Genomic DNA, 12891 nt, shown 5'->3' on the forward strand with positions numbered 1-12891 from the left:
TAAACTTAGTCAAAATAAAAACCCCAATCTCTCTATATTAAAATTGAGAAACTGGGGTTAAGTTACTTAACAATATTTTTCATTTAAAACAAGTAACTAATTAATAATCCTGCTGACAACAAGAAGCCGAAAATCGTATTTGTCATCGCTGTTGATTTCATTGCGATGCGCATATATCCAGGATCCTTTGCCCCTTTTTGGAAACTTTGAATCGCAGAAATTGGCTTTCTCAAACCTAGGAACATAACTAATGCCCAAGGGCTTATATAACCCATTAATACAATTACGGCAATCCATAAATACGCAATGAAAAAGGCTACCGCTAGTGTGACCACAGCTTTTTCTCTCCCAAGGAGGATTACTAATGTCTTTCTTCCACCTTTAATATCTTCTTCGATATCTCGGATGTTATTCGACATATTGATTGCACCTACTAAAATTCCAATTGGAATGGAAATCAATACACTTTCAATCGTTACAGTATTCGTTTGAATAAAGAAAGCAATGAGTACAAAACATGTTCCCATTAACAATCCAGAAACTAATTCTCCAAACGGGGTGTACGCAATTGGTAATGGACCGCCTGTATATAAATAGCCAACCGCCATTCCAATTAAACCGATGACGACTAACCACCAGCTGCTATTCATACAAATATAAACTCCAATAATTGCTGCTACGACATATAATAAAAGCGCAACTGTTAACACATTTTTTGGCTTCAATCCATGACGGACAATTCCGCCACCGATGCCAACAGATTCAGCAGTGTCTAATCCACGTTTAAAATCATAGTACTCATTAAATAAGTTCGTTGCTATTTGCAGCGCTAAACATGCAAGCATCATCGCAATAAATAAAAGCCAATCAATTTTGGCAACATAAAGTGATGCCACTGTCCCTAAAATTACAGGAGAAAACGTCGCCGTTAATGTATGCGGGCGCGTCATCTTCCATATTAATTTAGCGGAACTAATTTCTTTTTCTGTCCCCATAACTCTGTTCAATCTCCCTACATTTTAAGTATAAATTACTAGCAGTATCTTTCTATCTATTTCCTGCCATGCATCCATTCATTATAGCAATAAATGATTATCCTTTCTAACAAATCAACTTTTAATAAAGTAAAAATTATAAAATGAAACTTCACCATATTCACATAATATTCTGTATTATTCCTAAGAGTGGTTTTAAAGCGATGCGATAAGTAAATGAAATACATAATAAAAAAGAGCCAATCTCCAACACAATAGAAGATTGACTCTTTCCTTTATTTATTCCCCTGTTTCAGAAAATCGCTTTATACGTTCACCAATTTCATCGCGAACACGTTGAAATTCAGACCATTCTTTTCCTGCTGGATCATCAAATCCCCAGTGAATACGATTCACATGCGGCGGAGTAGATGGGCATACAGCATCCGCATGACTACAAAGCGTAACGACTAAATCAGCACTATTTAAAATGTTTGCATCAATTATATCTGATGTTTGATTTGTTATGTCGATATTTACTTCATTCATTGCTTTAATTGCGTTTGGATTTACTCCTTAATACACAAGCAGTTATGCATAAAAACTTGCATATTTTAGGCTATTTAATTGTATTCCTTATTTTATTAAATTTACCCGTTAGTTCCATTCAAAAGGCCTCAGCCGATGATTAACTCAAGTACCGGTTTCGGATGACTCCCATGTGATGAAGTTCGTGTCCTGCGATGCCGTACGCGAGGGCGCGCGCCGTAATGCTTAGGTTGTTGGCTGTGCCCTTACGGGTCCACGCCTCCGCCGGTAGTCCGCGCAGCAATGTGATCGTTGATTGCCGTACGGCCCGGTAGTCTTCGGCCAATTGCGCGGTTGTCCAGCTTCCGAAAGGAGGTATGAACAATTCCTGATCGAAACCGGTCAGCGGCGTCTGGTCCCCTCTCGCAAACCGGAGCAGGCGGTAGGTCATGACGCGTTCCGCGTCTGCGATGTGACCCACGACTTCTTTCAGCGTCCATTTTCCTTCCGCATACCGATACGCAGCCTGGCTTTCGGTCAACGATGCCAGGAGCTCGGTCATTTGCTTTTCCTGAGCGAGCAGAATGTCTATGATGTTACCGTCTGGCACCAAACGGATATATTCGCCGGAGCTCCCAGCGTATTCTTCTTCTGACGGTCTTTGATTCATGCGTAGTCACCTCTTTATGTATATATAGAAAATTATAGCACTCGTCTACGTCTAATAAATTCGCGAAATGATAGAACTTTCCTTCTAATAATTGAGGATAAGCAACTATTTAGTTGATCAGTCGCCACACTATCCTGATTCGTTAATACAATAAGCAATGCTAATCAATAATGCATAAAAATTATCTGTTATACAATATTTCAAAGGTATTAATATACATTGGATTATTCCGAAACATACATAAATACATTTTGTCGAAACTATTAAAAAGGAGAATTTTTCTAGCTGAAGAATTAATAATTGTGTTACCAATATGTAAAAATCTCAATTTTAAACTAAAGGAGAACAAAATGGGACAAATAATTGTATCGATGTACCTCTCACTAGATGGTGTCATGGAGGAACCAGCTTGGACTGCTCCATATTTCAATGAAGAAGTAGCAAAGTTTCAATCCGATTTACTGTTTGAAAGTGAAGCGCTTCTACTAGGGCGAGTAACCTATCAAGGTTTTGCAGCTGCCTGGCCTTCTATGACTGATGAAGAAGGTTTTGCTGATAAGATGAACAGCATGCCTAAATTTGTTGCTTCAACAACTTTGGAAAAAACCGAATGGAATGCAAATCTTATCAAGGGTAATATTGTCGAAGAAATATCAAAACTGAAGGAACAGCCCGGTCAGAACCTTTTAATTTATGGTAGTGGTGAGCTTATACAAACATTGATGCAACACGACCTCATTGATGAATATCATTTTATGGTCAATCCTGTTATCGTGGGAAGCGGAAAGCGTCTCTTTAAAGACCAGGACAATACAAAAGCATTAAAACTTATAGAAACAAGAACGACCAGTTCAGGTGTCGTTATTCTTTCCTATCAGCCGGAGAAAAAAGAATAATTATTGATAAATTATATAAACAAAAAACTCATCAAAATAAATCCTGATGAGTTTTTTTATAAAATAATACATATATTAACTTATAAAAATTAGGGTATTATATTAACCAAAATCAAACAATATATCAATTCTTTCAAATCGTAAAATAGGAAAAAAGGAGATTCTAAATAATACCTTTAGAACACTCTATTTATTACATAGGAGTTGCTATTATTTTAGTAATCATCGGTGCAGTGTTCGGGGGAATTATACGTATAATTCGGCATACTAACAATCGCAAAAAGCAAGATTCAGTTGAACAAAAATTAGATACGGTTATTCAACTATTAGAAGAACAAAACAAAGATTGACTCTTTCGGATCAGGAAAAGTTAAAAATAACTTCCAATAACGAGAATAATGTAAATAAGCTGTCCATGTGGACAGCTTATTGTTTTGCTTAGCGTGCAAAATTCGCTTCTCGTTGGCGGTACCCCATGCCCATCAACTTAAGGGATTTATTAAATAAAAACGTAAGCTTTCTGGTTTGGGTTTAAATAGAAACCTGTCAATAAGATTAGGATTGCATTGGAAATGTATCTTTGTTGTTTTTTGTTATATATTTGGACCAGTATACAGTTATGCCAAATCCAATAGCAAGAATTAATCCTGCAAAGATATATGGTAGATTTACATTTACATTAAGTAAAATGCCTCCCGTTGCTGGCCCTATTATATTCCCGAGACTTGTATAAGTAGAATTCATCCCTCCGATAAATCCTTGATTTTCTCCAGCTATTTTAGAAAGTAATGTTGTAATTGCTGGTCGAAGTAAATCAAATGCCAAAAAGATGATAAACGTTAAAATCGCGACCATCCAATAATTACCGACAAATGTAGATACAACTATAATTATAGCGGCTATGAATAAGCTATATTTAATGATTCCTTTTTCACCAAATTTTTTTACTAATTTTTCAAAAAACATGATTTGTGCTATTACTCCTAATATGGCACTTACTGAAATAATTATTGATATATCTTTAGGTGTAAAACCAAACTTTTTATCAACAACAAAGCTAAACATATGTTCATAAGCTGATAAACCACATCCTAAAATAAAAACAAGTAATAGTGGGATAAAATATAAAGGGTGAAAAGATTGTTTCATTTCTTTTAAAAAACTAACTTGTATTTTGTTATCTTGCATTTTAATTCGTTGTTCTTTAGATACAGGTTCTTTCAAAATGAATACTGAAAAACACGCAGCGATACCAGAAATTACTGCTGCAAAAAAAAACGGTGCACGTATGCCAAAATCAGATATAAAACCACCAATACCAGGTCCAATAATGAATCCTGTACTAATAGCTGCCGATAAATACCCTAATGCTTTTGCTCTGTTTTCTAATGATGTTGTATCAGCTATAAAAGCAGTGACTGCCGGCATCATACATGCAGCACTAACGCCTCCTAGTGCTCTAGAAAGAAATAATACCCATATTTGATTTCCAACTCCAAATAAAAATTCAGAAAAGGAAAATAGAATTAACCCTGCTATAATCATTTTTTTTCGACCAAATATATCTACCCATATTCCGGAAATAGGAGATGTTAATAGTTGAAAAAATGCAAACATAGCAATTAAATATCCCATAGTGTCAGTGCCTAAATGTAATACCCTCATATAAGATGGCATTACAGGAACTACAAGACCAATTCCTAAAAATACAATAAATACATTAAATAATGCTAAAACTAAAGCCAAATTTCTCCTATTGTATATACCCATATGACTTTCCTCACCTTATGATTAATTATATATAGACATAAAAAAAGCTTTTTTATGTAATTGTCTTTAGCATAAACCTTAAAGTAACTTTAAGGTCAATACAAAAATTAAAAACGTAAAAATATCTATAAGGCGTACCACCAGATCAGATTGCCCCAAAACGATAAAATGAACTTCATTGCTATAAAAGACTCAAATTTTTCGTTTTAGAGCATTATAAAATTTTAACTTGATGGTGATGGGGTACCGCCACATGTCCATCAACTTAAGAACTTTCTTTAACCCCAAGTTTAAAAATACGCCATCCTTTTCTCTGATTCTACAGAAAGAATAGCGTATTTTTTTATTTTAGGGAGTATTTTGTTTTATTAGCTTAATAACATTGGCTTGCCCCCGTAATTCCAAAATCCCCCAAAATTTTTTAGAATAAGTTTTTCGAACCAGAAATATATATTTCTAACTATAAAAACTATGGGAAGGTTTATCTGTTTTTCCTTTTTACCTACTTGCTAAATTCAGCAAGTAAAATATTTTTAAAAGGATCAGAAGGACTATAACTAGTTTTATGGCCATTCAAATTGATGGCCAATGTATGCTTGCCTCCAAGTGTGCCTCCAGCAAAAGTAGAAAACCCTGGAGAGGCACCTGCGTGTCCCCATATCGAGACACCGTTTGGAAGTTTAGTTTCATAGATTCCAAGACCATATCTGCCGATTTCAGCAATTCCTGTAGGAACTGTAGTAAGCATTTGTTTTAGTTGCTGTTCCTTCATTAATTTGCCACTGAGTAAGTAAGAGAAGAATTTGTTTAAATCGTCAGCAGTAGAAATCATATCTCCATCCGAGCTACCTGGGTATGAATAAGTAACGTCTTTTAGCTCACTTTCTCCGTCATATCTTTCATATCCACGGGCATGATTGGTACCTGGAATAACAGTTGAATTACCAGGTAGGAATGTATTCGACAATTCGAGCGGCTCAACAATCCGATTTTCAACCTCTTCCGCATAGCTGTTTCCAGTTACTTTTTCAATAAGGATACCCAGTATTACGTATCCTGTGTTTGAATAAGACCAGCCCTTACCTGGAGCAAAGTCTGGTGGAAGAGAAATTCCCATCTTTACTAATTCTTCAGCCGTATACAATTTTTTTGTATCCATAATATCATAGTCTTTTGACTTTAAGTATTCAGCAATCCCACTTATATGATTCAATAACTGCCGGATCGTAATCTGGTTACCATCATATCCGTTTCCTTGAATGACCCCAGGCAACCATTTTTCGATGGAGTCATCTAAATTCAAGCGGTTCTCTCCAGCCAATTGAAGTAGCACTGTTGCAATGAATGTCTTCGTCGTACTGCCAATGCGAAAGCGAAAATCTGTTTTCATCGGCTTCTTGGTTCTCAGATCCGCTATCCCGGCGGCATAGCTCCAATTTTTGCCACCCTTAGAAATTTGAGCTAGTATTCCAGGGTATCCAAGTTGGAGTGAATCCCGTATTGCTTTCTTAACGGAAGTACGATCGCTTTGATTACTTGTTTGTAACGAACTAGATACATTTTGCGTGGGTTCTGCTTTTACAATTGAGGCTGGTGTTATATATAACAGGGAACTTCCAGCTATTAAAAGTAATAGACTTGCACATGTAATTTTACTGCATGTTTTCATAAAGCATCCTCTCCTTTATTTAAATTGTAAAATTAGTTGCTTGCTGTTTCGTATTAATCACACAGCTATCATCTCCAACAATGACAAAAAAGTCAGAATTAAATTCGTAATTATATTCATAATTATTATTTTTACAAAGGCTATTCTGTCTTAACAAACGGTAAATCCCTTTTCTTCCACATGTATGTTAACCCCAGAAATTACTTCTTTTCTTTGAAACACTCTTATTACTGGTTTGTTTTTTCATATATAAGTCATATCTGTTCCGCCTTTCACACCGCCTTATATTTTTATCCTACACAATGAAAATCTCTTTTTTCTTACCTATTCCTTACAAATTACTTACGTTCAAAATAGCTTCTATAATAGGATAGAAGGAGCATCTGTACCCGAAAGTTCAAAGTATTTTCCAATAAATATATTTATCAAAAAGAAAAACAGGTTTTTTTCGCTTCTATGTTTCTTTTTTTCGTTTTTGGGAACAATTAATTCTTAAGTTGATAGCGATGGGGCGGGACCCCAAACAGTACGATTTTATTCCAAAGACACAACGATTTTACTACACACTTTTTATTTATCCCACACTCTCATCTGCTAGTATTACTATTTTTTATTACTAATGTTGCCGTTTCACTCGGATGGCTAAGAGGAAAATGATGGCCATATGGAACAAAATCAACCTTACCAAGGTGCGATGGAGCAGAATAGGCTCTGTCATACTCCCCCCAAATAATGTGAAGATTATACGTTGTTACTTCATTGAAATCACCTTGATCGTTTTTCAGGAGTAAACTGTTAAGCTGAACCGTAGTATTTAAAATTCTAGGAGAAGTAAAACTGTTACTTATTTTTTCAATATAATGCTCAGGGATGCTCTCCGTACTTTCAAACAAACCATTACTTAATAAATAATGCCCTATCAAATTAGTAGTTGCTAATTTTAATGTCCATTTGTTCATAAATTGAGGAACATTTAGCGATTTAGCATTTTTTTTAACAACAGGTGGCTGAAGTAAAGTGATTGAATACTTCTTATCTATGTACTCTTGTACCAATGCTTCCAGAAGAATAAACGCACCGAATGAATGACCAATTAGATGTGCACCATTCGTAGCTTTCTCCAATAACTTTTTCACTACATTCAAATAGATATCTAGAAGATTTTTCTCTCGTTTAAAAGGAGAACGTCCCAAACCTGGAAGATCCAAGATCCATACAGGTTGACCAGTTTTTTCATGAAGCTCTTGTGCTAAAGGAAATAAATCTTCTCCATCACTCAATAAACCATGTAATAAAATAAACGGTTTACCCTCTCCTTGTAATTGGTAAAGGGTAGTGTTATCGCATAATGTTCGTTTAAATAAATGATTATGCTGGCCATTTTGATATATCATTCGATAATCCAGATCAGCTACTACGGCAGGGAAAAATTTCATTACACTCGTCTCCTTAAACCAATCTCCTCCCATAATTTTTTTCGCTGAAACATTTGAAAATTTTTGTTTTGTAATAAAATTCAGTCCATCAGAAGGAATTTTTGTTATTTTACTTACTCCACTATTCATAATTGCTTTCATAAGTGGCATTGGGACAGAGATTTTTGGTGCCCTCATATTCATACTTTCTGACATAATACTTAATAACTCAGCAATGTTCTGATCGTGCTGTTTGTCTTCAACAAGTGTATATGTTTGAATAGTCGGTTGCTCCAATCTGAAAACCTGCACAATAAACTTCGCAAGCTCATCGTTTGAAATAAGTGGTAACCTATATCCCTTACCTCCAGGAATCACTGGCATGAGCCCCCTTCGCATACTCATCACAAGCAAACCTAATCCTGCTATCTGCTCTGTACTCCCTGTTTTACTACTACCGACTACAGTTGGCGGATTAATTACAGAAAGCGGATAATCTACTGCTGATGCCTGCTGACGGATATAGAGATCTGCTAAAAATTTTGTTCTCTCATATGGATTTTTTATTTTCAAATAATTGTTTCCTTCTTTAAACACATCAATTGCAATCTTACTATTTTTATCATCAAAGGGACTCATATAACCTACAACATGAATAAATTGTTGCAAGCCCTTCAATTGATGAATACTTTTAGCTAATTCACTAATATGTTTGGCGCCATTCAAAAATATGGAAGCTGCCTCTTTACTTGTCGCTTGAATATCCATGGGGCCTCCTGCGTGAATAATCACATCCGTTTTCAATACCCTCTCCTTATCTTCAGCACTTAGACCTAAATCTATTTTCGTCAAATCACCTTCAATAAAGTGCATAGCTTCCTTTTTTAAGATGCCTCTTTCTTGAAAAAGGCGTATTGCTTTACTTTTCGACCTTACTAAAAGAAGAATTTTAACATCCTCTTTGGCTAATTCTTTTACTAATTGCTTTCCAATAAAGCCTGTTCCACCAGTTAAAAATACTGTTCTCATATAAAATCCCCCTTTTAGTACTGATTAGTACTAATTTGATGTAAAAAAAATGCTTCTTTTATCGAAGCAATTTTAAAAAATGATCTGCTGTTTTCGTAATTACAGTTGCATCTTTCAATGTTTCTGAAATAAATAACGCTCCTTCAAGATTTGTAATAAAAAGTGATGCAACCTCATCAATATGAATCGTATTTCTGAATTCTCCATTCTCTACCCCTTGTTTGAGTAATAGAGAAACTTTCTCTTGTAATCCTGTAAAAAAAAGACCTATTTTTTCTTTTATTTGCGTGGCCTGTGTAGGACTTTGAATATAAAGAGTAATAAATGGACAGCTCCCCTTATACTCTCTCGACTGAACTCCTTGTGATAATTGCTTTAAAAACAGTTGGATACGATCTTCAACTAAAAATTGGTTCTGAGAAAGTACGTCATCAATTGCAGATTGATACATTTCAATCCAATAATCAACGACCCCTTCTAATAATTGTTCCTTATTAGAAAAATGATAATACACATTAGACTTTGAAACTTTGCTTACACGTACTAATTCATCCATACTTGTATAAGCAAATCCTTTTTCTAAAAATAATGTTGCAGCTACTTCAATCACACGTTTTTGATTCATTAATTTTACCTTTGTCATAACTAGAACTATATAGTACTAATTTAAATATTGCAAGTATTTATGTTAATTTTAAAAAAAGTTTGATTAAAAAAGTTCCACTAACATTGATTTTACTGCAAAAAAAATCTTATTTTGAATAAAGTTGAACTGAACCCCGAAATTGTTAATTCACTATCGACTAATAGAGGTCACCATACATGTCCATTAACTTAAGAAAAAGAAATGCCCCCAAAACGAAAAAATGAGCGGTTTCTCAGAATAGCTATCTGTAGAAAAAGAATTTTTTAATTTAGGGATATATGAAAGTATTAGCTTGATGGTGATGTGGCGGTACCTCATATAAAGAAATTTTAAACATCTTAATCTGCCTTTCTTTTATGTAAATATGGGAATAACGAAATTACCCCAAGGATAGCTAAACAAGCTCCAATCCATAGCGGAGATACAAAACCATATCCTTTACCGATTCCAAGACCACCTAGTGACGAACCAATAACAATACCTAGCGTAATAAAAGAACTATGAACGGTATTTATCATTATGCCATTACTAGCTGTCTTCATCACCCTCGCAACCATAGCTGGATTCAATGCTACACCAGTTAAACCAATAAAAATCGTAGAAATCACTGCAATGTATTTATTCTCTGCACTTAAAGCAAATAAAGACAACGCTATGATTAATATAATTAATCCACCCATAAGTATTTTCATTGTAAATTTATCAGCGAACTTGCCAATTATTATATTCCCAATTACCGTCGCACTACCATAGAGAGCAAGTAAATATGGAATACTTGCACTTGAAAAGCCTGTGACATTTGTAAAGATTGGAGTGAAATAACTAAATGCTGCAAACGTACCACCAATAATGAACATACTTGTTACGTACGCTGACCAAAGATGAATATTCTTAAATCGCAGAAGTTCATCTTTCCAATTTAATTGCTCTTTATTTGAAGATGATGGTAACAACCTTTGAATCATAATCCCTGATACTAGCACAAGAATAGAAACAACCCCAAAACTAATACGCCAGCCAAAATATTGCGAAATAACGGTTGTTATAGGTAAGCCTAATACAGTTGCGAACATTAAACCTGAAAGTACAATTGATGCAGCTTTTCCCCTTGAATCAGAGTGAACCAATGTTGCAGAAAAGGAAATCGCAACTCCAAAAGCTGAAGCTGAAGCAATACCAGTTATAATACGTGAAATCATCATAATATCATAGTTCCAAGCAATAGCTCCGAGCGATTGACCAATTAAAAATACGAACATTAAAAACAATAATGCTTGTTTGCTGCGCATTCGTAAGAGGATTGCAGTTAAAATGGGGCCTCCTATTACCATTGCTCCTGCATAAGCTGAAATTAAATACCCAATAGATGATACAGGAACCTGAAATGCAAGAGCAAGTTCATTCATCATACCTGCAACCATAAATTCTGATGTAGTCATACAAAAGATTGCTAAAGCTAATAAATAAATAATCGATGGCATAAAAACACTCCTTATTCATTATTGTAATGATCGGTACAAAAATAGTGCAAAAAAAGAGCGCACTAAGCGCCACAAATAGACTCTATTGTTCCTTTGATAACTTGTTCAGACAACATCCGATTTTGCATCGATACATTAAGAACACGGAATCCGTAATAACTGCTTAAAAGCAGACTAGCTAATTCCTCAGCTGATTGCTTCTTTGAAATTTCACCTGTTTGCAATCCTTCTTCCATCACTGTTTCAATAGCTTGTTTAAGAAGTTCAACATGCTTCGAGAAAATTTCTTGTACCATTAAATCGTTTTTAGCACGTTCTATACTGGCATTAATCAATAAACATCCTTTTTGATCCATATTCTCAAAGTCTTCTTTCAATGCCCATTCAAAAAAATTACTTAATCGTTCTTTAACTGGAATTGGAGTATGTAACAATTTCTTTTGTTCCCTAATCCCAATTTCATGGTAGCGTTCTAATACTTGTTCATACAGTTCATGTTTACTACCGAAAGTATTGTATAAACTTCCTTTTCCAAGTCCTGTATCACTGCATAAATCTTGTGTAGAACATCCTTCATATCCTCTTAACCAAAATGTTTTCATTGCAACATCTAGAATTGAGGAATAATCAAACTCTCGAGGTCTGCCACGTTTATTCAATCGTATCCTCCTCTCATTTTAAAGATAACATGAATAGAATACCCTTTTTGTACCATACGGTCAATAATTTTGTTTTATTGTTACTGTAAAATAAAATTTGATTATTTTAGATTACGAATAATGAAAAATAGCCCCCTTATTCAAATTGCCTAGCGAAAAAATCACGTTTTAATAGACTTCTTTATCATCCCTACCTTTCTATAGATTACTAGTTATGAAACAAGGATCGTTTCATAACTAGTAATTTACTTGATTAGCTTGCTGGTTATGGAGTAGTGTCCCTATAAACAAAACCCTCCAGAGACATCTATAATCTGCCCTGTTACCCAGCGGCTATCAGAAGAAGCAAGGAATGCTACTGCATCTGCAATATCTTCAACTTGCCCTATTCGCCCGAACACAGATGAATTCGTAGCAAAATTTCGTATTTCCGGATTATCTAGCAATTTTGCATTGATATCTGTCTTCGTATATCCAGGCATAATTGTATTCACTGTTATACCTCTTTCTCCAAGATGTTTAGCTAGAGGCAGTGTCATCGTATTAAGCGCACCTTTACTTAAGCCGTATGCAATTGAGCCTGTAAAACCAAGCCTTACTTCAGCTGATGAAATGTTAATAATGCGACCCTCTGCTAGTATTAATGGTAATGTTTGCTGGATTAAAAAGAATGGTGCTTTCATATTTACAGACATGATTTCATCAAAAACTTCTTCTGTCGTATTTTCAATCGTTCCTTGTGTACCTATCCCTGCATTGTTTACTAAAATATCAATCTCTGATGTACCAACTTTTATTTGTAATTCATGCTTTAGCTGTTCTACTAGCTTTTTGACACCATCAATTGAATTGAGTTCAGCTTCAATTAAGAACGCTTTTCCTCCATTAGATTCAATCTCACTAATCGTTTCATCTGCAGCTGCCTTATTTCGACCGTAGTGAATCGCAACTAATGCACCGTCGTTTGCCAATCTCATCGCAATCGCACGGCCAATTCCGCGACTCGCTCCTGTTACTAACGCTACTTTCCCATCAAGATTCTTCATTTTTTCCATCCTTCCTAAATTTCCGTTTGATAAAAACCTATACTTATATTTTCATGTAAACACCAATCATTTTAAATATAGATTTATAGGTAATTTAGTCTATTCGCT

Annotated in this window: 11 protein-coding genes and 1 pseudogene; 2 read left to right on the top strand and 10 right to left on the bottom strand. The window is 34.9% G+C overall.

Annotated elements, in window-relative coordinates:
• Nucleotides 1-83 precede the first annotated feature (83 nt).
• The 3 genes and pseudogenes from menA to DN401_RS13875 all read right to left on the bottom strand — a co-directional run bounded on the left by menA (nt 84) and on the right by DN401_RS13875 (nt 2172).
• Nucleotides 84-995: a 1,4-dihydroxy-2-naphthoate polyprenyltransferase gene (gene menA / locus DN401_RS13865; RefSeq protein WP_086385014.1), complete on the bottom strand. Its 912-nt coding sequence runs from the start codon at nt 993-995 to the stop codon at nt 84-86.
• A gap of 279 nt (nt 996-1274) precedes the next feature.
• Nucleotides 1275-1550: pseudogene (locus DN401_RS13870) on the bottom strand (arsenate reductase/protein-tyrosine-phosphatase family protein); the annotation flags it as partial.
• Between the two features lie 112 nt (nt 1551-1662).
• Nucleotides 1663-2172, bottom strand: a complete 510-nt coding sequence (locus DN401_RS13875) for a DinB family protein (protein ID WP_149287755.1) — start codon at nt 2170-2172, stop codon at nt 1663-1665.
• A gap of 350 nt (nt 2173-2522) precedes the next feature.
• On the opposite strand from DN401_RS13875, the gene DN401_RS13880 reads away from it, so the two are divergent.
• Nucleotides 2523-3068: a dihydrofolate reductase family protein gene (locus DN401_RS13880; protein ID WP_149287756.1), complete on the top strand. Its 546-nt coding sequence runs from the start codon at nt 2523-2525 to the stop codon at nt 3066-3068.
• 170 nt (nt 3069-3238) lie between these two features.
• On the top strand, nt 3239-3418 hold the full coding sequence (locus DN401_RS13885) for a DUF4083 family protein (RefSeq protein WP_149287775.1): 180 nt from the start codon (nt 3239-3241) through the stop codon (nt 3416-3418).
• A gap of 205 nt (nt 3419-3623) precedes the next feature.
• Here DN401_RS13885 and DN401_RS13890 read toward each other — a convergent pair whose 3' ends face one another.
• The 7 genes from DN401_RS13890 to DN401_RS13920 all read right to left on the bottom strand — a co-directional run bounded on the left by DN401_RS13890 (nt 3624) and on the right by DN401_RS13920 (nt 12783).
• On the bottom strand, nt 3624-4838 hold the full coding sequence (locus DN401_RS13890) for an MFS transporter (RefSeq protein ID WP_086389128.1): 1215 nt from the start codon (nt 4836-4838) through the stop codon (nt 3624-3626).
• Between the two features lie 502 nt (nt 4839-5340).
• Nucleotides 5341-6507: a serine hydrolase domain-containing protein gene (locus tag DN401_RS13895; RefSeq protein ID WP_149287757.1), complete on the bottom strand. Its 1167-nt coding sequence runs from the start codon at nt 6505-6507 to the stop codon at nt 5341-5343.
• 587 nt (nt 6508-7094) lie between these two features.
• On the bottom strand, nt 7095-8951 hold the full coding sequence (locus tag DN401_RS13900; protein ID WP_149287758.1) for an alpha/beta fold hydrolase: 1857 nt from the start codon (nt 8949-8951) through the stop codon (nt 7095-7097).
• Nucleotides 8952-9009: 58 nt separating this feature from the next.
• Complete coding sequence (locus DN401_RS13905; protein WP_001072300.1) at nt 9010-9576, bottom strand: TetR/AcrR family transcriptional regulator; 567 nt, start codon at nt 9574-9576, stop codon at nt 9010-9012.
• Nucleotides 9577-9935: 359 nt separating this feature from the next.
• A complete protein-coding gene (locus tag DN401_RS13910; protein WP_088362262.1) occupies nt 9936-11078 on the bottom strand; it encodes an MFS transporter in 1143 nt (380 codons plus the stop codon).
• A 62-nt stretch (nt 11079-11140) separates the two neighbouring features.
• Nucleotides 11141-11737 (bottom strand): TetR/AcrR family transcriptional regulator, encoded by a 597-nt coding sequence (locus DN401_RS13915; RefSeq protein ID WP_088362263.1) that lies wholly within the window; start codon nt 11735-11737, stop codon nt 11141-11143.
• 281 nt (nt 11738-12018) lie between these two features.
• Nucleotides 12019-12783 carry an SDR family oxidoreductase gene (locus tag DN401_RS13920; RefSeq protein ID WP_149287759.1) on the bottom strand — a complete coding sequence of 255 codons (765 nt, stop codon included), beginning with the start codon at nt 12781-12783 and terminating at the stop codon, nt 12019-12021.
• Nucleotides 12784-12891 lie beyond the last annotated feature (108 nt).

Origin of the sequence: Bacillus sp. BF2-3, assembly GCF_008368795.1 — a bacterium.
GTDB classification, from domain to species: Bacteria; Bacillota; Bacilli; order Bacillales; family Bacillaceae_G; genus Bacillus_A; species Bacillus_A cereus.

Coding starts and splice junctions, on each gene's coding strand:
- DN401_RS13900 (WP_149287758.1), bottom strand. CDS start 8,951: ATGAGAACAGTATTTTTAACTGGTGGAACAGGCTTTATTGGAAAGCAA.
- menA (WP_086385014.1), bottom strand. CDS start 995: ATGGGGACAGAAAAAGAAATTAGTTCCGCTAAATTAATATGGAAGATG.
- DN401_RS13895 (WP_149287757.1), bottom strand. CDS start 6,507: ATGAAAACATGCAGTAAAATTACATGTGCAAGTCTATTACTTTTAATA.
- DN401_RS13880 (WP_149287756.1), top strand. CDS start 2,523: ATGGGACAAATAATTGTATCGATGTACCTCTCACTAGATGGTGTCATG.
- DN401_RS13875 (WP_149287755.1), bottom strand. CDS start 2,172: ATGAATCAAAGACCGTCAGAAGAAGAATACGCTGGGAGCTCCGGCGAA.
- DN401_RS13910 (WP_088362262.1), bottom strand. CDS start 11,078: ATGCCATCGATTATTTATTTATTAGCTTTAGCAATCTTTTGTATGACT.
- DN401_RS13890 (WP_086389128.1), bottom strand. CDS start 4,838: ATGGGTATATACAATAGGAGAAATTTGGCTTTAGTTTTAGCATTATTT.
- DN401_RS13905 (WP_001072300.1), bottom strand. CDS start 9,576: ATGAATCAAAAACGTGTGATTGAAGTAGCTGCAACATTATTTTTAGAA.
- DN401_RS13920 (WP_149287759.1), bottom strand. CDS start 12,783: ATGAAGAATCTTGATGGGAAAGTAGCGTTAGTAACAGGAGCGAGTCGC.